The organism is Pseudoalteromonas sp. APC 3355 (genome assembly GCF_030407615.1).
Taxonomy (GTDB): Bacteria; Pseudomonadota; Gammaproteobacteria; order Enterobacterales; family Alteromonadaceae; genus Pseudoalteromonas; species Pseudoalteromonas distincta.
Window position 1 is genome coordinate 44,262 of sequence record NZ_JASDDB010000009.1, and the last position, 22,359, is coordinate 66,620.

The 22,359-nt window shown below is 35.7% G+C and carries 17 protein-coding genes; 1 reads left to right on the plus strand and 16 read right to left on the minus strand.

The window, feature by feature from the left end:
• Positions 1-267: 267 nt before the first annotated feature.
• Complete coding sequence (locus QMA08_RS12830) at positions 268-1,710, plus strand: capsule assembly Wzi family protein (protein WP_290174642.1); 1,443 nt, start codon at positions 268-270, stop codon at positions 1,708-1,710.
• 336 nt (positions 1,711-2,046) lie between these two features.
• On the opposite strand, the gene QMA08_RS12835 is transcribed toward QMA08_RS12830, so the two are convergent.
• From QMA08_RS12835 to QMA08_RS12910, 16 genes are all read right to left on the minus strand, one after another.
• A complete protein-coding gene (locus tag QMA08_RS12835) occupies positions 2,047-3,051 on the minus strand; it encodes an NAD-dependent epimerase (RefSeq protein ID WP_290174643.1) in 1,005 nt (334 codons plus the stop codon).
• A 601-nt stretch (positions 3,052-3,652) separates the two neighbouring features.
• Complete coding sequence (locus QMA08_RS12840; RefSeq protein WP_290174644.1) at positions 3,653-4,819, minus strand: nucleotide sugar dehydrogenase; 1,167 nt, start codon at positions 4,817-4,819, stop codon at positions 3,653-3,655.
• A gap of 358 nt (positions 4,820-5,177) precedes the next feature.
• A complete protein-coding gene (wecA, locus tag QMA08_RS12845; protein ID WP_290174645.1) occupies positions 5,178-6,260 on the minus strand; it encodes a UDP-N-acetylglucosamine--undecaprenyl-phosphate N-acetylglucosaminephosphotransferase in 1,083 nt (360 codons plus the stop codon).
• Positions 6,261-6,314: 54 nt separating this feature from the next.
• Positions 6,315-7,421, minus strand: coding sequence for a glycosyltransferase family 4 protein (locus QMA08_RS12850; protein ID WP_290174646.1), 1,107 nt, complete (start codon positions 7,419-7,421; stop codon positions 6,315-6,317).
• 117 nt (positions 7,422-7,538) lie between these two features.
• Positions 7,539-8,741 (minus strand): glycosyltransferase family 4 protein, encoded by a 1,203-nt coding sequence (locus tag QMA08_RS12855; protein ID WP_290174647.1) that lies wholly within the window; start codon positions 8,739-8,741, stop codon positions 7,539-7,541.
• A 27-nt stretch (positions 8,742-8,768) separates the two neighbouring features.
• Complete coding sequence (locus QMA08_RS12860) at positions 8,769-9,554, minus strand: glycosyltransferase family 2 protein (RefSeq protein ID WP_290174648.1); 786 nt, start codon at positions 9,552-9,554, stop codon at positions 8,769-8,771.
• Positions 9,547-10,608, minus strand: a complete 1,062-nt coding sequence (locus tag QMA08_RS12865) for a hypothetical protein (RefSeq protein WP_290174649.1) — start codon at positions 10,606-10,608, stop codon at positions 9,547-9,549. Before QMA08_RS12865 ends, QMA08_RS12860 begins: the two co-directional genes overlap by 8 nt.
• A gap of 132 nt (positions 10,609-10,740) precedes the next feature.
• Positions 10,741-11,805 carry a TDP-N-acetylfucosamine:lipid II N-acetylfucosaminyltransferase gene (locus QMA08_RS12870; RefSeq protein ID WP_290174650.1) on the minus strand — a complete coding sequence of 355 codons (1,065 nt, stop codon included), beginning with the start codon at positions 11,803-11,805 and terminating at the stop codon, positions 10,741-10,743.
• Positions 11,802-13,220, minus strand: a complete 1,419-nt coding sequence (locus QMA08_RS12875; RefSeq protein ID WP_290174651.1) for an oligosaccharide flippase family protein — start codon at positions 13,218-13,220, stop codon at positions 11,802-11,804. Before QMA08_RS12875 ends, QMA08_RS12870 begins: the two co-directional genes overlap by 4 nt.
• A 257-nt stretch (positions 13,221-13,477) precedes the next feature.
• On the minus strand, positions 13,478-14,605 hold the full coding sequence (gene rffA, locus QMA08_RS12880) for a dTDP-4-amino-4,6-dideoxygalactose transaminase (RefSeq protein WP_290174652.1): 1,128 nt from the start codon (positions 14,603-14,605) through the stop codon (positions 13,478-13,480).
• Positions 14,606-14,608: 3 nt separating this feature from the next.
• Positions 14,609-15,307, minus strand: coding sequence for a dTDP-4-amino-4,6-dideoxy-D-galactose acyltransferase (gene rffC / locus QMA08_RS12885; protein ID WP_197120243.1), 699 nt, complete (start codon positions 15,305-15,307; stop codon positions 14,609-14,611).
• Positions 15,300-16,181: a glucose-1-phosphate thymidylyltransferase RfbA gene (rfbA, locus tag QMA08_RS12890; protein ID WP_290174653.1), complete on the minus strand. Its 882-nt coding sequence runs from the start codon at positions 16,179-16,181 to the stop codon at positions 15,300-15,302. Before rfbA ends, rffC begins: the two co-directional genes overlap by 8 nt.
• Position 16,182: 1 nt before the next feature.
• Positions 16,183-17,286: a dTDP-glucose 4,6-dehydratase gene (rfbB, locus tag QMA08_RS12895; RefSeq protein WP_290174654.1), complete on the minus strand. Its 1,104-nt coding sequence runs from the start codon at positions 17,284-17,286 to the stop codon at positions 16,183-16,185.
• A 208-nt stretch (positions 17,287-17,494) separates the two neighbouring features.
• Positions 17,495-19,744 carry a polysaccharide biosynthesis tyrosine autokinase gene (locus QMA08_RS12900; RefSeq protein WP_290174655.1) on the minus strand — a complete coding sequence of 750 codons (2,250 nt, stop codon included), beginning with the start codon at positions 19,742-19,744 and terminating at the stop codon, positions 17,495-17,497.
• Between the two features lie 15 nt (positions 19,745-19,759).
• Complete coding sequence (locus tag QMA08_RS12905) at positions 19,760-20,194, minus strand: low molecular weight protein-tyrosine-phosphatase (RefSeq protein ID WP_007582278.1); 435 nt, start codon at positions 20,192-20,194, stop codon at positions 19,760-19,762.
• A gap of 11 nt (positions 20,195-20,205) precedes the next feature.
• The gene (locus QMA08_RS12910) at positions 20,206-21,321 is read right to left on the minus strand and encodes a polysaccharide export protein (protein ID WP_290174656.1); all 1,116 of its coding nucleotides are present in this window, start codon (positions 21,319-21,321) and stop codon (positions 20,206-20,208) included.
• Between the last annotated feature and the right edge of the window lie 1,038 nt (positions 21,322-22,359).

The following is a 22,359-nucleotide window of genomic DNA, read 5'->3' on the forward strand; positions in this document are numbered from 1 at the left end:
GCGCCCTCTTAACCTCTTTGTGAATAAATAACTTACAAATCTATTTTTTGTAGGTATAACTTATTAAATGCGTTCGCCACCTGCTTTATAGCAAAACACTACATGCAAAACGCGCTCGAATTTAACGGGTAGTCTATCACCTGCGAATGATAGCTTACTCCTATATATCCCCACTAATATATCGCTTTTTTCTTCCTTACTTAGGCGTTTATTGCTAACCTCGCGTTAACGTTTTTACTTAAACAAATTTTTGCTAACGGAATAATTATGCTCAAAAAAATATCACTGTTTATCGGGATGGCAATCAGTGCAAATGCTGTTGCTAAAGGTGGCGTGTCCCCTTACTTACCTTTAAATCAAGCCCCAGAACTTGAGCACCAAGTACAACGACTTTTAGCCGTGAGTAAAAATACACATATTATGAGTAAGCCTTATAAAGCGCACGATATTTATAGAGTGCTGCAAACAGTAAGGCATACTTATCCAGAGTTATATCAAACACTTTCGTACCAACTTAGCCCTTACATTCAAAGCGACGCGGGGGCATTTGCAAAAGTAACACTCGCTGCTGGCACAAAAGATAAAACACTGCCTAACCAACGCGGCCAAACCACTAAAACCAACTTAATTGTTGAAGGTGGCGCTTATGCTAACTTCGGGCGTTATTTTGGTGTAAGTGTTGCTGGTATTGCCAACGAAGACGAAATATTACCTACACAAAGCTTTTTTTACCTTGGTAATAAATATGCGCAGTTAGATGTAGGCTACCGAGAACATTGGTACTCACCTTTTAACGACAGCGCGATGCTATTAAGTACACAAGCTAAAACAACCCCTTCAATAACGCTAAGTAATGTAGAGCCAATAACCAGCTTTAATATTCGTTACGATATGTTTATTAGTAAAATGACAGAGCAAAGCGGAATTTTAAAAGAAGGAAGACAAACAGGAGTCGCTAACGTATATGAGCCAGGTAAGCCTTATTTATTTGGCTTACACACTAGCTTAGCAGCAACCGATAACTTAACAATAGGCTTAAGCCGTTTGATGCAGTTTGGTGGCGGTCCGCGAAGCGTTACTTTAAAAGATTTTGCGGAAGGTTTTTTTAGCCCTGGAAGCAAAGATAACGTAGGAAGAGAAGATGCTGATGAGCTTGGAGAAAATTTTGAGCTTGGGGATCAACTTGGTTCAATTACATTCGCATATAACAATAGTATTTACTCACTCCCTTATGAACTCTATGGCGAGGTTGCGCTTGAAGACACCTTAGGTGGCTCTCGCAATAACGCATACAGCTTTGGTCTTTACTTACCTTTTATTGCCAATAATCACAGCTTGCGTTTTGAGCATAGTAACTTACAACAAAGTTGGTATGGCAATCGACTTTACCTAGATGGTAACCGTAATTCAGGTAATGTTATAGGCCATTGGCTAGGTGATGAGCACGACTACACCGATTACACACCGGCTAAATCGATGAGCGTAAACTGGCATTGGCAATTAAGTAAAATAGAGAGCTTAAATACCACTATTCGTATGCTTGAAAATAAACGTGATGGTTATAAAACAAGTTATGAGTTACAAACAGCCTATACGCGGAAATTAAGCAAACCAATAATGGGCGCTAAAAGTTGGGGAGCTGAGCTGTATCAAGGAAAGGATGTATACGGGGAAACGTTTGCTAGGTTAGGTGTATTTGCTAATTTTTAATACTCTATAAAGCAACGAGAGAGAGGGATAAAACCTCACCTACAACATACACACACCCCGTAGGTGCGAATTTATTTCGCGCTCATCTAACTTAACTTTACAAAAAGCGAGGTGTAAAACCTCACCTACAATATGCACGCCCTGTAAGCGCGAATTTACTTCGTACTCATCTAACCTAACGTTACCAAAAGCGAGGTGTAAAACCTCACCTACAACATATGCACCCTGTAGGTGCGAATTGATTCCGCGCTCATCTAACCTTACTTTATTTAAGCCAATAAAAAACACTGTCTCAAATGAAAACAGTGTTTTTAAATGACTTACAAATTGTAACCTTTATTTATAAAAGTCTTTATACCACTTGATAAGCTCACTTACGCCTTGCTTAACACCAACTTGCGCTTTATAGCCTGTTGCATTAAATAAATCCGTAGTATCAGCATAAGTTTTATAAACATCGCCAGCTTGCATTTCACGGAAGTTCTTTTTAGCTTCAGTACCTAGTTCAGCTTCAATGGCTTCAATAAACTTCATTAGGTTTATTGGGCTACCGTGACCAATATTATAAACCGCATAAGGAGCAGAGCTAGAAGCAGGCGAACCAGATTCAACCCTCCAGTCAGGGTTTGCAACAGGTATAACATCGGCAGCACGAACAACACCTTCGACAATGTCATCAATGTAAGTAAAGTCACGCCACATATCGCCGTTGTTGTTTATATCAATAGTGTCGCCGGCAAGTATTTTTTTAGTAAAAATATACGGTGCCATATCTGGGCGACCCCATGGGCCATAAACAGTAAAAAAGCGTAAGCCTGTTGTAGGTAATCTATATAAATGAGAATAGCTATGCGCCATTAGCTCATTCGCTTTTTTAGTTGCAGCATAAAACGACACGGGGTGATCGACACTGTCGGTTGTTTCAAACGGTGTTTTTTCGTTTAAGCCATATACAGAGCTAGATGAAGCATAAACCAAGTGCTTAACTTTATTATTACGACATCCTTCAAGTACGTTTAAATGCCCTACTAAATTAGAGTCTGCATAAGCATCAGGGTTTTCTATTGAATACCTAACACCGGCTTGCGCCGCTAAATGTATTACTTTATCAAACTGCTGTGTTTTAAATAACTCGCTCATTGCTGGGCGTTCACTTATATCAAGCTTAATAAATGTAAACGCTTCATGGCTTTCAAATTGCGCTAAACGAGCTAATTTTAAATTTACATCGTAATAGTCGTTAAGGTTATCAATACCGACTACAACATGGCCGGCCGCTAACAATTTTTGGCATGTTGCCGCGCCAATAAAACCAGCAGCACCTGTTACTAAATATTTCATAAACACCTTAATTCCGAAATTTAAGCCGCATTTATTTCACAAACAGAAGTAAATGGGGATATATGAGTAGATACCTAAATAGCTACTTTTACATAGTACGACAAAGTACTATGTAAACATTTTTATGAATAAATTTACTCAATCCTTTCGCACAAGATAAATTTAACGAAAGAACAAAGTGAATATTCTCAAATAATTGTTTTTAATTCTCTAAAGCGCAGCACCCTCTTAGCCTCTTTGTGAATAAATTACTTAAAACTTTATTGCACAAAGAGAAGCAAAAGAGGAGTAAATGAGAACAGACTAAAGCATAGAAATTACGAGCTTTGCTCGTCACGCCAGCAAGCTGTGCGTCTACAAGTAAATTTAACCACAGCGCCAAATTTTACCTGCAGGCGTCGAGCTTGTTCACCCGAAAAGCTCAGCTTTTAATATTTATAACTAATATATTACCTACTTTTGGCTTCTCTAAAGCGCAGCGCCCTCTAAACCTCTTTGTGAATAAGTTACTAAAAACTCAGTGACACAAAAATAGTTCAGAAAACACCGCGCAGGCTTAGCTACTACTAGTAGCTTATACCTAGCCTTTAAACTTTGTTTATTAATCACTACCAAATAAGTCGCGAGTATAAACTTTGTCAGCAATATCACTGAGCTCTTCAACCATGCGGTTAGACACAACAACGTCAGATATTTGCTTAAACTCATTTAAGTCTTTAATTACACGTGAGTGATAAAACTCATTTTCTTCAAGCACAGGTTCGTAAACTACTACCTCAATACCTTTAGCTTTAATACGCTTCATAATGCCTTGAATAGCAGAGGCTCTAAAGTTATCAGACCCAGTTTTCATTACTAAACGATACACTCCAACCACTTTAGGGCTGCGCTTAATTATTGAGTCGGCAATAAAGTCTTTACGTGTAGTATTAGCATCAACAATTGCACCAATAATATTATTAGGTACGTTTGCATAGTTTGCACGTAGCTGCTTAGTGTCTTTTGGTAAGCAGTAGCCGCCATACCCAAACGATGGGTTATTGTAATGGCTACCTATTCGAGGATCTAAACTAACGCCCTGTATAATTTGCTTACTGTTCAAGCCATGAGCTTCAGCGTAGCTATCAAGCTCATTAAAATAAGCAACGCGCATAGCTAAATAAGTGTTTGAGAACAACTTAATAGCCTCGGCTTCAGTTGAATCAGTAAAAAGAATTTCAATATCTTCTTTTATAGCACCTTGCTTAAGTAAGTTAGCAAAAACAGTTGCGCGCTCACTTTGCTCACCTACTACAATACGTGATGGGTATAAATTATCGTGTAGCGCTTTACCTTCACGTAAAAACTCAGGTGAAAACATTAAGTTATTAATGCCAAGTTTTTCTTTAATACTTTGCGTAAAACCAACTGGTATAGTTGATTTAATAACCATAACTGCATTTGGGTTATGCGCTATGGCATCTTTAATTACAGCTTCGACTGAGTTTGTATTAAAGTAATTATTTTCTACATCATAATCGGTTGGAGTCGCAATAATTACAAAATCAGCATTTTTATAGGCAGCTACTTTATCGGTAGTTGCTGTGAAATTTAAATCACTACGTGTTAAAAACTCACTAATTTCGGTATCAACAATCGGTGATTTTTTATCATTTAAAAGTGCTATTTTGTGTTCATCTATATCTAATGCAACCACTTCATTGTGCTGGGCTAGCAACATAGCGTTAGAAAGGCCTACATAGCCTGTACCTACTACGGCAATTTTCATATTAATCCTTTAAGATTAGTCAATAATTAATAAAATGATTCTACCAGAGTTATAAATTAGGCTCTAGGCAAAAAGGCTCAAGCCAAAGTGTAACATCGAATGATATTACTCAACGGCCTCAGAACGTTACCTAAGCTGCGCTTTTAAAGTGCATTAACCCTTTAATTTATTTGTGAGTAAATTACCTAAGATTTTTTGCTTAATTGTAAAATAAAAGTGGATGAATATCCTGATGAAAACGCTCTTTGTAAGTGCAAATTTACTTCGCGTTCAAATAATCTAACTTTATAAAAGCGAGGTATAAAACCTCACCTACAATACCCCCTGAAGGTGCGAATTTACTTAGCGCTTATGTAATTTACTTACTCGCAGAATATTGTTTTTCTGGTAAGTCTAATTTACGTCTAAAAAAGTTTATAATTTTACAGTAGTTAATTAGTACAAGTAAGTAACCTGCAAATACAACTAAAAAACTATAAAACATTAAAAATTCTGGTATTACAAAAACCTCACCAATTATACCTACACCAGCAAATACAGATGCAATTGAGCATATTAAAATAAGTGTTTGTGTTGGCGAACAACCTAGACGCTGGCAAATATGGTGTAAATGTTCGCGGTCGGGCTTAAAAGGCGATTTACCTTGCTTTAAACGACGTACCATTATTGCAACCATATCCATTAATGGTAATGCAATTAACCATAATGCGGTTACTGGACGTATCATAGGGTTCCCTGGGGTTTGGCTTGCGCCAATTAATAGCCAAATAACAGTAAAGCCAATCATCATACTACCAGCATCACCCATAAATACTTTACGCTCACGACCTATTAGGCCTAAGTTCATAATGATATAAGGAATCATACATACGACGAGTAAGAGGCATAAGTAACTTAAACTTTGCTCATTACTTATACTTAGCAAAATACCAATGGCACCAAATGTAACTACCGACAACCCACCTAAAAGACCATCTATGCCATCAACCATATTAAAGGCATTTATACAGCCTATAACAGCTAATATAGTAATTAAGCCACCTACGTAACCATAGCCCAAGCTAATGTCGCCAAACCCCAATATATTTCCAAGTGTTACAAGCTCTGCTTTAGCAAAGTAAATCATAGCTATAGATATAATAGTTTGTACCAGCATGCGTATTTTTACGCTTAAGTCATACCTATCGTCTAATGCACCAACAGCTGTTAAACCTACAATACAGCACATATACAAGTTAGCATGGTTAATCATTCCTGGGTGAGAATATATGTATTGCACTATGGTAATACATATAGCTACACCACCAACAAGAGGTATATTACCTGTATGCATTTTACGGCCAGAGGGCTTGTCGACTAACCCTATTTTTCGAGCTGCTTTTCTCATTAAAAACAAACTGGCAAAAGCAATAAAAAAGGTAAACGAGAGATCTAAAAACATATAGTATTCCGATATTAAGGTAGGTAAGTACTTACTAAAATTAATAACTAGGTTTTAAAGGCTTTTCAAAGCAAGTAGGTATTTTTTTATCACTATTTTTTCGTCAAATTCATTTTCAATTTTATAGCGACTGTTCATACCAAATTTAAGGCGTTCAGAATGTGACATGGTTATTATTTTATCTAAGGCATCAGTTAAGCTTTTAATGCTTCTTGGTTCGCAAATAAAACCATTAAAGCCATTATCAACAGTTTCTCTGCAACCTACATTATCGGTTGTCACTATGGGTTTGCCCATAGCGCCAGCTTCGAGCAGAGACTTTGGAACGCCTTCGCGGTAATACGATGGCAAAACCATACAATCAACCTGCGCTATCTCAGCTTCAACATTATCAGAAGTACCTAAATAATTAACTACACCTTCATCTACCCAAGTATTCATTTGTGCTTTTGAAACCGCTGAAGGGTTATCAACATCTAAAAAGCCTAGTAACCTAAACTCAACACTATTACCATATTTTCTTTTAAGTGCTCGCGCAGCTTCTACGTATTGCCCTATACCTTTATCGAAAAGCATACGAGCAATAAGTAAAAAGCGAGTAATACCATCATCAGGTGCTGGGGATACAATAAAACGGGATAAATCAGCGCCAGAACCAGGGAGTCTATCCGACTTAACATTCTGGGCTATTTTATGGGACTTAAATAATGCTCTATCATCTTCATTTTGAAAAAAAATAAAGTCAGCTTTGCTTTGGCTATATTTATACAAAACTCTAGCTATTTTTGACGCAAAGCTTTCACTTATAAATAAAGTACCTAAACCAGCAATATTATTAATAGATTTAACGCCTGTAAGTCTTGCTGCCAAAGTGCTATAAATATTGTTTTTAGGGGTAAAGTTTAAAACCACATCTATTTTATAGTTTTTATATATTTTATAAAAATTATAAAAAGTGCCTAAATCATTAATTGGGTTTGTACCACCACTATCAATATTTATATTAATAAATTCACAGCCTAGTTCTTCAAGCTTTTTTGAATATCCATCCTTTGGTGCTATAGCATAAACCTTATTTCTAGTCTTAAGTATTTCTAAAATAGTATTCTTTCTAAAGTTATATAGATACCAACTAGTATTAGCTGTGATTGCAACACTCATATTAAATTTATGCCTATTTGAATTTCACTTAATTATAAAGTAATCAGATTTCATTGTACTGCTTTATCCAATGAAACAGTTAGCAGTTGTAGCATACATTACTCGTTTCAGACGAAGTTATTTCTCAGCTAAATTAAAATTCCCCTTAGACCTAAGTACTTCGAATAACTTTAATGAATACAAATTACTAGAATAAAGATTTAAAAATTTCATATCTTTTTCATTATGAGTAAAGCTAGTATCATCGCGACTAGTAATTTCATCTAACATTGTTCTAACGGAGTCTTTATCAATACGATCTAATAATATTGAGCCTGAAATATTGTTACCAATTTCTTTCATCCCTCCATAATTCATAGTAATGATTCTACATGAACGATAAGCACCTTCTATGAGAGTTAGAGGGGAGTTTTCATAGCACAGTGATGGTAATAATATAAAATGAGAAATATCAAGCAAATCAATTAACTTTTCTTTATTTACACGACCCAAGACGTTAATATTAACATTTAGCTTTTTATTTTTATTTATTATATAGGCAAGAGATTTAACCAGATCATAATACTCCCCTTCGCCTGCTATATTAATGTTAATTAACTTTCTACTTTTATAACCTTCAATCGCTTTTAAAAATTCATATATACCTTTTTCATAATATAGCTTACCAGCAAAAGTTACATTTATTACATCTAATTGTTTTCTAATAGGTTTATAATCAACACGGCAAGGGTTAGGTAAAAATAACGCTTTATTTTTTCCAATCCTCTCAATTAAAAAACCTTCGATAAATTTACTCGGGCATAAAAAAACATCTATCTCTTTGTCTAACTTAAAAATCTTATAATAGATGTACCATTGCAAGATTCTGGCAAGCCCATGTATATAACTCCTTTTATCCAGTTTTTTTGAAAGCAGTGTATAAAGGTTAGGAAGCTCATTAAAAAACATTTTCTTTGATTTTTCAAAATAAGTTAAAGAATTTGACGCTGATACGACATGGTAATCATGAAGTGTCATTATTATTGGAGTAGAATTTCTATGCTTATATTTTTTTAATTCAAACAGGATTGAGGGACTGAAAAGGTTATCGTAATTGTGCAGCATTATAAAATCAGGCTTATACAGGTTCAACTTATTCCTGAGCAGGACTTGTGCTTTATGATTATACAAATATCTAATTGGATTAAATTTAAAAAACTGGCTTGCGAAAAAAAAATCACAAATAAACCCTGCTTCCTCTAAAGCCCTCTTTGATTCTGCAGCAACGACCCCAGCCCCTCCTGTATTATTATCAGAAAGAATTAATATTTTTTTACCCATAGATATCTAAGACTCCAACCTATACTGTTATGAAAAAAGACGCTTATGAAAAGAAAGTATTAACCTTGGAATAGTTCCATACTTTATAATCATATACTTATCTGTACCAAAGTGTTTCCTCGCTATTGCTAGGGCGTTATCTCTCTGAGTACTTCCTTTAGCCCTACCAAGTGAGTTTTCTAATATTCTTAAGTAATAAGTTACTTCATTTAGATAGCCAACCTTAAACATCTTATTTTTCAACAGCCTGCACAAAAAATCAAAATCTTGGGCCGTGCGATAGCTTTCATCATACTTTAATAAAGTAAAAATTCTTTTTTTTCCAAAAAAAGTTCCATGTACAAAGGGGTTCCCATACCGTAAAAATAGAAACTCAATGATGCCTGATTTTAGTTTAATATAATTGGGGACAACGCCTTGAGATTTAGTACTTGTGAATCGCTCTGCTCTTGTAGTTATGAAGTCTAATTTTTTACTTTCTATAAATTGTATACTTTTTTCAAATCTAAATTTATGACAAATGTCATCGGCATCAACTCTTGCTATATACTCGCCCTTAGAAATAGAAATTGCAATATTTAATGATTTAGTTAAACCTTGATTAGACTGATTAACTACTGTAACGCTCTCACTTTTATTAGCATAATAACTTTCAATTAAATGGAGAGTTTTATCACTAGAGCCATCATTGATAATTATAACTTCATAGTCGTCATAAGTTTGTTGACTTATTGATTCCAAGCAATCAATAATATATTTCTCACCATTATAAACACACAATATAACGGAAATTTTAGGATAAGACTTATTCATAACGTCCTTTTTTACTAAAAAACACTTTAAAAAAGTAAATAACTGAAAAAACAATTATTCCAAATGAGACTACATTTCCCATATACGTTAGGCCATACCACTGTAATCGTAATTGCTGAATGAATATAGCTATAAATAAAGTTGACAATATTGTACCTGCGTTAAAGCATAATTTAATATATAAACCATAAAAGAAGGAACAAAGTATAGCACCGAACAATCCAAAACTTACATATCCAGCGGTGTAGAATAAGCCACCGCCTACGCTAGGTATATGCTCTCGTAAAATAGAGGTAACATTGTATTCGGACGACGCCCCTCCAATTGAATTAAATGGGAAGAAGCTATAAATAAAGTTAATCAAAGGGTCTGTATTGAAGCCTATATTCTCTACATACCAAAAGGAGCTCAAGTACACATGAATTACATCAACTGCGGTCCCTTGATTTAGTAAATAATATGCTAAATAACCTAGGGAAAACTCCCCTCCGACCCTATTAATCCCTGAAATTAACCCTACAATGAATAAAATTAATAACGCTGAGAATAGCTTTAAGTTTGATAAGTTTTTCTCTTTAATGTGTGTTCCATCAGATGTCAGAAGAAAATATGAAAATAAAATTAAAATTGTATCTGCTCGCTCACCTGAAAACAGTGCAAATAGATTAATTGCGATAGTCAAATAATCTATTATATTAAGTTTACTTTGCCTTGATAAAATTAGTATTGCATTAAATATTAGTAGTAAACTGCCTCCACTCCCAAATCTATCATTACTAAAACCAAAAATTGCAGGATAAGCAACTGGATAGGTTAAAAAAAGAGCTCCCAAAAATATTAGGCGAATACCATTACCTATAGGTAAAGGTGAGCAAGTAAATATTTTTTTTCTGATGGTTAATAAAGGTATTAAAATAGCAATATATATTAAAATTTGGCATTGGAATGCATAATCAAAATATTGAGAATAATAACTTTCCCCTACACTAGCTATGATTCGAGAGCTTTCACCATTAATATTAATAAAAGCTAAAATAACGATAGGATAGATCATAAAGATCAATATCAACTGAATAAATCGACTCTTAAATAGAATCAATGATGAAATTATTAAAATTATAGATATCAGATACATAAATTCAACTTTATATAGTAATAAGAACTATACCCTCTAAACAATAAATGCTTAGTTAAATGTATAATACTTTATTTGCGTAGTTAAGGTTGATTCGAAAGAGAATTCTTTCCTCGCAATTTCAATATTTTTCTCTGATATGTAGAAGTCAAAGTCTTTCATTGTCTTATAGTCATAAATTTCAAAACCTAAGTTATATAAATAACTCCATGTAACACTTTTAGGATTTAAATATACAGTTTTACCCATACCTATCAAATTTCTAATATTCCCCATTCCTTGCTGCCCTTCATGCGAAAATACTGCGATATCAATAGTTTTGAGAAAATCTAAGTAGGTAGCATAATCTACATGTTCATAGATAGCGTATACATTTTTTTCTCCTAAAATTTCTTTTGCATACTTTTCTACTTGATAAGCATATTCCTTATCTCCGTAGGAGAGAGGGATATGTATTTTGCATTCATGTGAAAATGATTTTCCTAACGTGTCTATAATTTCAAAGTGGTTATTCCTTTTCAGTGCAGATACACCAACAAGAATATTTATAGCTTCATCAGTTACCTTTTCTGCATATGAGTTGCTAATTGAACTTTTTAGTATATTACTTGGGTAGAAACCGCCTAAGTCTAGCCATTTTGCTTTAGGGTTTATATTATTTTTTATATAATCAAAGTCTTCTTTTATATACGTAATATACCCTTTACATCCTTTAATAAACTGTTTGTTAAAGTAAGGGAGTAGGCACTCTCTAATTCCTGCTTTTCTAACAGCTTGATGATGGATTTCCCCCCCCCAAACAACCAGATCACATTTTTTAAAATACTTAATAAAAAAAGCTAGGATTAGAGTAACCTTTGCCGAAGGAATAGAATGAAAAACAATTAAATCATAAAAGCACATACAAATTAAAAGCTTAATACCGGACATGAATGAGTTATTGTAAACGCGCCATTTTTGATGTTTTTCTATACCAATTCCGTCTCCAACATAATAGAAATGATGAACTGAACCTTTTATGTTATTCATAACAAACTCTGAATAATCTGGAACAAATTTATTTGGATAAAGTCCAGAGTTTGAACTTAAATGCATAACTTTATTTTTTTTACTCATGTATTTTGGCCAATATATTTACTGATTAGGACCTTATATAAAACTTTTATTGTTTTCTTGTGGAAATAAATAGACATTAATAAATTCATAATCCAAATTGCAACCATATATTTATAAGCTATCAAATCACTTATATGGATAATTGTTATAAGACATAGTGATAATACACTAATATAAACTTTAGTTCTTTTTATAGACATCCACGTTAAGCAACTAAACTCAGTTCTAAGAATAAAGAGCACTAAAAATGATATTAATGAGGCCACTACAGCCCCCAAAGCCATATATTCAGGAATAAGAAGATAATTGAGTACAATATTAATTAAAAATGCAGTAACAGAGCAGTAAACTGAGTAGATTGTTTTTTTAGATATTCCGATTCCAATTACAGTAGTTTCAGAGAGTAAATAGATTAATGGCATTGCAACACACCCTATTATTAAACTACTAACTTGAGAATAATCAGAAGGAAGAAAACAGTCAACTACCCAAGAAAAAATGCCAACGAAAGTCCAAATCAAAATCACTGTTATACATGTAGTATTAACAATCAGTTCTATTTTCGCTTTATCAATCCCTTCTCTCGCCCAATGATAGATTTTTGGATGCCAAATACTTGCGAATATTGTTGTTAAAATACTGAGAGCACTAACAATACTGGTTGAAACAGAGTAGATTGCTACTTCTTCAAAGCCTGACATTTCCTTTAGTAATATACGATCTACTGCTGTTAAGGCCCAATAAGCTAACCCACCAATAATTAGCGGTGAGCCAAATTTAAGCATTTTTATCATTAAAACATTTCTAAATGAAGCTTTTAAACCTGCAGTTAAATCCTTCCGTAACAAATAAATAAAAATGACAAGCGAAATAAGCAATGTAAAAGCTGTTAATTTAATAAGTTCCAAATAGCTTCGATAATTATCAAAGCTTACAATCAAAATTAACGCTATAAAAAAAGTTATTTTAGGAAGTAACTTAGTCATAGAAAAAGCTATAGCCCTTTCTTTCATTCTTAAAATATGCGTGAGGATGTTTATATAAAAAGAACACACTATAGCTAGAAATAAGTAAAGCTCTAGCTCTTTATTGTAAACATCGAATAAAATAAAGGAAAGACTGAACTTTGTAAAATAACTAACCAGAATTAATAAAATAATAGCTAAAGTTCCAGGGAATAAAGAGGGCTTAATCAATTCATTCTTATTCTCTAATTCATGGTACTCTCTTACATAAGATTGATGCATCCCACAGCTAACAACTATTATTGAAAGAGATATCATTATTTGAAATAGATTATACTTACCAACATCCTCTTGCGTATAGTACCAAGTCATAATAGGTAATGTAATAAAACCTATTAGCGCTGCGCCAAAAGGCCCAAACGAGTAACTTAATATTTTTTTTATATTCAACAGTTCTTCCTTTTTACTATCAAGCCTACTTTTAAAAATCTATAAATTAAGTTACTAAAATAACATTTAAATTAATAATGAAGCATATGAATTCTATATAAATGAGTTAAAATGCATAAACGCTTATAAAAACAAACACTACATTTACGAAAGATAAAATTGACTAATAAAAGTATTGACCGTAGTAGTTAACTAATTGAGCGCAATAAATTATATAAAATAGGTATTGAAAGAATACTCATTAAGTACCTCACAAGTCACATATTATAAAATTCTAGAGTTAGCTTTATTATTCTTTGTTGCTGCTCTAAAGTTAACCCATAATATAGGGGTAATCTAACAAGCTTAGAACTTTCATTACTTGTATGTATATCTTCACCAGAGAATTCACCGAACTCCTTACCTGCAGGACTAGAATGTAAAGGTATATAGTGAAATGGTGTAATAATACCTTCCTTTTTCATATAACTAATAAATTCATTTCGTATTTCATTAGAACTTAACTTTATATAAAACATATGCGCGTTATGCGTTAATGAATCGGGAATATAGGGTAACTGCTCAGCCTTTAGTTTTAGGCTAAGTTTACTGTAATAATAATCCCATATTGATAAACGAAAATTATTTATCGTGTCTGCGGCTTCAAGTTGTGCATATAAATAAGCCGCTTGTAACTCGCTTGGTAAAAAGCTCGACCCTATGTCCTGCCACGTGTATTTATCGACGATACCATGCAAGAACTGGCTACGATTTGTTCCTTTTTCACGTATAATCTCAGCTCGCTCAACCAGCTTAGGGTCATTAATTAAAATTGCCCCACCTTCGCCACCCGATGAGTAGTTTTTAGTTTCATGAAAGCTATAGCAGCCTATATGACCAAGAGTTCCTAGTGCTTTACCTTTATAGGTAGACATTACGCCTTGTGCTGCATCTTCTACTACCCACAAGTCATGTTTTTCTGCGATAGCGAGTATTGTATCCATTTCACAAGCTACACCTGCGTAATGTACTGGCACTATTGCTTTTGTGTTAGCCGTAATCGCAGCTTCAATAAGTGTTTCATCAATATTCATTGTGTCCGGGCGAACGTCAACAAATATAATTTTTGCACCACGTAATACAAACGCATTCGCTGTAGATACAAATGTATAGGAAGGCATTATAACTTCATCGCCTGGCTGAATATCTATCAAAATAGCGGCTAGCTCTAACGATGCTGTACATGAGGGAGTTAGTAATGCTTTTGTTGTGTTGAAGCTGTCTTCAAACCATTTTTCGCACTTTTTAGAGAAGTAACCATCGCCGCATAACTTGTCTGATGCAATAGCTTGCTCGATATACGCTAATTCTGTACCTACTTTAGGAGGGATATTAAAAGGGATCATTTTTTAAACCTGTTTATAAAACCAATATGATATATCAGCAATGCTAAAACCATTTTTACTGTATAAGTTTGCTGCGGGGGTATTGCTAGTTTGTGTTGCAACTTTTATCTTGCTAACGTTATTTGCTAAACAGTAGGCCTCTATTAGCTTTAGCAGTTCACTACCTATCCCCTGCCCCTGAAAACGATTAGCTACTCCAATAAGCCCTATAACGGCTTCTTTATTTCTAATCCGAATAGTAATAAAACCAGAAATATTACCTTCGTTCTTTAAGACTAAGCAACAGTCATCGAATTTAGATAAAACTGCATTTTCGATCCACGTTTGATAAAAGCAATCTCTTTCACTTGGAGAAAACCACGGCTCTCTAAAACGACTATTCACATATAAATCACTTACTGTACGTTTAAGTTCATCAATATCGCTTTCTAGCGCTAGATAACAATTAAAACTTGGTAGTGAAACTACGTCATTACTGTCTAGTAAGCTTTTTTGAAATACAACTTCTCCCTCAACAAAGCTAAAGCCGTACTTATTCATTTTATCTAAATCGTGATAGTTATTTGAACTAACTTTAGTTGTTACTAGTGAGTTACTAGGCCAATTTTTATTTTCTATATCATCACTTGTTAGCTCAAGTGAAAATATTGTCTTGTTAAAAAAGTGGCTATCCCACTCCTTCAAAGTAAAATGATTATGCATTACTTTTTACTAAATCCATTAGATATTGACCGTAACTATTTTTAAGCATTGGGGCTGCAAGCGCTTCTACTTCAGATTTAGTTAGCCACTTATTATTGAATGCAATTTCTTCTAGACAAGCTATTTTGTAGCCTTGACGCTTTTCTATTGTTTCTACAAACTGAGCCGCTTCAAGCAAGCTTTCATGCGTACCTGTATCAAGCCAGGCAAAGCCGCGACCAAGTATTTCAACATTTAGCTTATTTTGCTTTAAATAAATTTCATTTAAGCACGTTATCTCTAGCTCACCTCTATGCGAGGGCTTAACTTGTTTGGCTATTTCTACAACAGAATTATCGTAAAAATATAAACCGGTTACCGCTAAATCAGACTTTGGTTTAGCTGGCTTCTCTTCAATGGAAATAGCCTTTTGGTTCTCATCAAATTCAACGACACCAAAACGTTCCGGATCTTTTACTTGATAACCAAATACAGTCGCTCCTTGCCCATTTTTGGCATTCTCGACTGCATGTTTTAACTTAGGTGAAAACCCTTGCCCATAAAAAACATTATCGCCTAGCAATAAACAAACGTCGTCAGAGCCAATAAACTCTTCACCTAAAATAAACGCTTGAGCCAAACCATCTGGGCTTGGTTGTATCGTGTAACTAAGCTCAACACCAAAGCGTGAGCCATCACCTAATAATCGCTTAAATGATTCTTGATCTTCAGGTGTAGTAATAATTAAAATTTCACGTATTCCCGCTAACATCAACACAGAAAGCGGGTAGTAAATCATTGGCTTATCATAAATTGGGAGTAACTGCTTGGATACACCCATAGTAATAGGATAAAGGCGTGTACCGGAGCCTCCGGCAAGGATAATTCCTTTCATGCTATTTTCCTTTAGCTGTCATATTTATTTCGCCCAGACGTTCACGCTGATATGAACCATCTTGTACGTTTTGACACCACGTTTGATTATCTAAATACCATTGAACGGTTTTACGTAGGCCTGTTTCAAATGTTTCAAGCGGTGTCCAACTTAATTTAGCGCTCATTTTAGTGGCATCAATTGCATATCGGCGATCGTGACCTGGACGGTCTTTTACATAGGTTATCTGTTCTGAATATGAAGACCCCTTAGGTACTAAAGTATCTAAAATACTACAAATTGCTTGTACTACTTCAATATTTTGTTTTTCGTTATGACCACCAATATTATAGGTTTCGCCAACAGCGCCTTCGGTAACTACTTTATAAAGCGCACGAGCGTGATCTTCTACATATAACCAGTCACGAATTTGGTCACCTTTACCATAAATAGGTAAATTTTTACCTTCAAGTGCGTTTAAAATAACTAATGGGATAAGCTTTTCAGGGAAGTGATAAGGCCCATAGTTATTTGAGCAATTAGTAATAATAGTAGGAAAACCATAAGTTCTTAACCAAGCTCTAACCAAGTGATCTGAACTAGCTTTACTTGCAGAATACGGGCTACTTGGTGCATAGGATGTTTCTTCAGTAAATAGCGGAAGCTCTTGACCCAATGTATTACCTTCTTGCTCATCTGGGTGTGGAAGGTCGCCGTAAACTTCATCAGTAGAAATATGATGGAATCTAAAAGCACCTTTTGCTGGTTGTTCAAGTGTATTCCAATACTCGCGAGCAGCTTCAAGCAAATTATATGTACCAACAATATTGGTTTGTATAAACTCTGCGGGGCCAGTAATAGAACGATCTACATGGCTTTCAGCAGCTAAATGCATTACAGCATCGGGCTTGTGTGATTTAAAAACTCTATCTAATTCTGAACGGTTGCAAATATCTACGTGCTCAAAACAGTAACGTTCAGACTCTTGTGCATTAGGAAGAGACTCAAGATTTCCTGCATACGTTAATGCATCAACATTAACTACGCTATCTTGGGTATTAGAAAGAATATGACGAATAACGGCGCTACCAATAAATCCTGCGCCACCAGTTACTAATATTTTCACAACAGATGCCTTTAAATTTGGTTGTACTTTTCCATGTGAAAGCTGATTTTTACCAGCCTCTAATGTGATTTATATCGACAAAGCACCTCAGCTATTTATTTACTGAGATATTTTTAAAACTGAGACAGCCTATTTTGACTATCTCTTCGGAAGACAATTTTTTACTTTTATTAAAAAGTGCCTAATAAGCCTTAATTTAAACTAAAGGCTATTTATCGCTTTTGTATTCGTAGTTGTAATATCCGTAGTAACCGTATGCATTACTGGCTTTTTTAACTACGCCGTTAAATACTACACCTTTTACGTCTATGCCATTTTGCTCAAAACGATTACGTGTTAGCTCTATTTCACGCACATGGTTTTGTCCAAAACGTGTTACAAGTAATGTAGTGCCTGTATGCGCACTTACAATTGCGGGGTCGGTTACTGCAAGTATTGGTGGGGTGTCGATAATTATAATGTCGTAAGCGGCGCTTACTTCTTCAACTAACTTACTAAAGTTACTATGCATTAATAGTTCTGAAGGATTTGGCGGTATTTGCCCCCGCGTAATAACACTTAAGCCTTCAACTTTGGTTGGTTTAGTAACTTGCTCTAGGTTTAAACGGCCCGATAGGTAATCACTTAATCCATCATCCCATTTTAAACCGAACTGGGTTTGCAAGTAGCCTTTACGCATATCGGCATCAATAATAAGTACTTTTTTACCGCTTTGCGCAAGTACTGAGGCTAAGTTAACCGATATAAACGATTTACCCACACTTGGGCTTGGACCCGATATAGCAATAATATTGTTTTTAGCTTCCATCATCGCAAAGTGCAAACTAGTACGTAAGCTACGTAGTGCTTCTATTGCTAGGTCAGCTGGGTTGTCTAGCGCGAGTATACTTTTAGGTTTATTTGTTTTATTTTTGCGGGCTCGCTCGGCAAAGCCACTTAGTTTATCTTGATAATCTGAGTGCGGTACACTTGCGTATACAGGTAAGCCTAGCGCTTCAATTTCGCTTGGGTCTTCAACGCCTTTGTGCATTGCTTTTTGTATAAGCACAATTGCCACAGCTAACATACCACCTAGCATAGTGGCCATTACCACTATTAATGCTTTTTTAGGTTTAACTGGCTTACTGGTATTTACCTCAGCGTAGTCAATAATACGTACGTTACCTACAGTGCCTGCGCGAACTATATCAAGCTCTTGTGTTTTACTAAGTAGTAGTGTGTAAATTTGGTTACTTACTTCAACATCACGCTTTAAACGTAGTAGTTCTTGTTGAGTTTCTGGCAGATTACCTACCTCACCTACAAGCTCTTGTTTTTGTTTATTTACAGCTTCTATTTGCTCAAGTATACCTTGGTACGAAGGGTGATCTTTTTTAAACTTTCGACCAATATCTAAGCGTTTTAGGTTTAGCTCTTGTAACTTGGTTTCAAGCTTTACAACTTGTTCAAGCACGCCTTGTGTTTCGAGCGTTATGTTTATTGATTGGCGCTTTATTTGGTAGTCGTTAAAGCGCTGCTCTGCGTATTCAAGCTGTTTTTTAATTTCAGGTAATTGTACTTCTAAAAACTCTAGCGACTTTTGCGCCTCAGCACTGTTGCGCTCAACATTGCGGCGTACATAAATAGCCGCGACTTTATCAAGCACTTTTTCGGCATAGCTTGGTTTAGTACTTTGTAAGCTTAAGTTAATTATGCCTGAATCTTTGCCTTTCTCGCTTGCACCAATAGCCGTTTGCAAATCTAATATAGTATTAAGGCGATCTTTACGGGTAATTGTAAACTCTGTACCAGGGTGAGCATTTAAAGTACGAATGGTTAAGTTAAATTTACCGTTTGTAAGCTCCTCGCCCACTTTACCCGATAATACTTGCTCACCGTCTTCATTTAAAAGTGCAAGACTGTTGTTGGCTTGTGCTACAACTGTGAACTCTTTATTAATTGCAAAGCGTGGTACGTCAAACCTAAATACATTTATGCTCTCACCGCCCCACGCGAAGCTACTAGCACCAAAGCTTGGCTCGGCTAAGTCGCCATCTTCCATTGGGGTAAAAGTACGATAAGCTCGGCTACCTATAAACGGAAATAGCTTAGGCTCTGCTATTACATCAAGCTTTAAAGTATCTACTGCCTCACCTATTATACTGCGCGACTTTAGTAGCTCTATTTCGGTTACCGCAGCCGATGTACTTTCGAACATGCCTGCCATATCGTCAAAACCAGGGACTGATGCACCGCCGTCTTCAACTTGTATCATGGCTGTTGCTTGGTAAACAGGGGTACTTAATACAGCATAAATAACACCTACAAACATAAACAGCGCCGTTACGGCTACTATAAAATATTTGCGATCGAGCAATGCGCCTAGTAGCGCCATTAAATCAATTTCTTGCGTTGATTGTGTGTTATTAGTGCTTTTATTATTAGCACTGCTAGCGCTATTATTCGGCTGGGTATTCATTAAATTAGCCATTCCTTATAAATACTTTTGCCAAGCGCTACATGCGCTGTCGATTAATGTATAAACGTGTTCAAAAGCCTCTTGGCTTTGACGGTACGGATCTGGTATTTCAGCGTTATTAATCCACTTACCGAGTAAAAACGTTTTACCCCGTGCCTCTGGGTAACGAGCATGTACGTCGTTTAAATGGCGCTCTTCCATTACGAGTATTACGCTATTTTGCGCTACTAAGCTTGATGTAAGCTGCTGGCCTTGGTGGGCGTCCATATTAACGCCATGTGCGAGTGCTATTTGTTTTGCTTTTGCATCTGCTGGTTTGCCTTCGAGTGCTGTTAACCCAGCAGACGATACTTTAATATTTTTGCCTTCAAGCTTTTGCTTTAAAACATACTCACCTGTTGGGCTGCGACAAATGTTACCTGCACACACTACTAAAACTGAATCAAACATTTTTAAAAACCTTAGTTTGCAGTTATATCGTCAACACTATCTACAGTAGCGATTGACGGTAACAGTAAGCTAATTACACGGTTCCAACGGGCAAGTGGTGCCGATGTTACATATACAATATCGCGCGGTTGTAGTTCAAATTGCTCAGCTAATACCATTGCCGCTATATTTTTAGCGTGTAATTGGTATACGTTTGCAATAATACCGGTTTGCTCTACGTTACTTTTACGTAGTACAAATACGCCGTTAGCGTCGGCTGTTGCTTCGTTTAAGCCGCCTGAGTCGCTTAGCGCTTCGGCTAAGTTTAAACCATAACGGTTAAGCGTTACTGAACCTGCTTTTTTAACATCACCTAATACAAATATTTTTTGTGCATCGTTACGATTTACATGCACTATATCGCCATGTTGCAATAAACGGTTTTGCGAAATGTCGCCATGGGCATAAAAGTCATCAAGTTTAATAACTTCTGTTTTGTCGCCACGGGTAAATGTTACTGTGCGCCAATCGGCTGCATCAGTTAAGCCGCCGGCTTGGTTTAAGGCATCAATTAAGGTAAGTGGGATTTCGGTTACTGGGTATACACCAGGTTGTTTTACTTCACCGGTAACGTAGGTTTTTTGGCTTCTAAAGCCAACTACTTTTACATCTACTTGTGGGTTTTCTATTACTCGGCTTAGGCGTTTAACAAGCTCATTACGCACTTGGCTTATTGTTTTACCTGCTGCTGGTATATTTGGTGCGTAGGCGTAAGTAATGGTGCCGTCTCGTTGTACTCTAAAACCGTCAAACTCTGCGGTACGTTGTACTGCTGCGGGTATTGTTAGCTCTGGGTGATCCCATACGCCTATTGTTAGTACGTCGCCAACACCTAGTTTGTATTCGTAGTTGCTTACGTTTAAACCATCGGTGCTTGAAATTGGTTTAGCTGCTATACGCGCTTGATTTTGTTTATTTATTAGTAGCGAGTCGATTATTTGAATGTTTACTTTTTCGAGATCTTGTTCGAGGTTTTGTGTTTGCTCGCCTGAGTCTATACCTTCAAAGTGGCTGCCTGGTACTATTGTACAGCCGGTCATGCTTAGTATTGCGAGTATTGATGCGAGTGATTTACAGCTTAACGCCATTGTAGAATCCCAAAATTATTTTAATATTGCACTTACTCACCAACCTTGGTGAGCACTTGTATTTTAGCCGACTAATTAAAGCATGTGCACTATTGTGAAGCAATAGTCTTTGCTTTGTAAAAGCTTTGTTACTAAGTTTTTAATTAGCACTGAAATTATATCAGTATTTTCATAAGGTCTTTATGAATAAATTTAATTGATAGCCGTTTTCAGTAAAACACTTAACGCATTCATCACCAATTGTACAAAGAGAAGTGAATGATAAGCCATTTAAACAAGTACTTTATGGCTGCTTACTTCTCTAAAGCGCAAAGCCCTCGACCTCTTCAGATTAACCAATTAAAGCTTTATTGCACAAAGAGAAGCGAATGAGGAGTAAATGAGAAGCCATTTAAACAAGTACTTTATGGCTGCTTACTTCTTTAAAGCTCAGTGTGCTCTTAACCTCTTTGTGAATAAATCACTTAAAGCCTTATTGCACAAAGAGAAGCGAATGAGGAGTAAATGAGAAGCCATTTAAACAAGTGCTTTATGGATGCTTACTTCTCTAAAGCTCAGTGTGCTCTTAACCTCTTTGTGAAGAAGTTCTATTACGAGCTTTGCTCGTCACGCCAGCAAGCTGCGCGTCTACAAGTGAACTTAACCACGGTGTAAAACTTTGCCGTTGGGCTTTCACTTAAAAGCGCAGTGCCCTCGACCTCTTCGTAGATTAACCACTTAAAGCTTTATTGCACAAAGAGAAGCGAATGCGGAGTAAATGAGAAGCCATTTAAACAAGTGCTTTAGGCTGCTTACTTCTCTAAAGCTCAGTGTGCTCTTAGCCCTTTTGTGAATAAACTCTATTACGAGCTTTGCTCGTCACGCCAGCAAGCTGTGCGTCTACAAATGATTTTAACCATGATGTAAAACTTTGCTGTTTGGCTTTCACGTAAAAAGTGCAGCGTATTTTTAACTTCTTTTTGAATAAATCACTTAAAATATGATTGCACAAAGAGAAGCGAATGAGGAGTAAATGAGAAGCCATTTAAACAAGTGCTT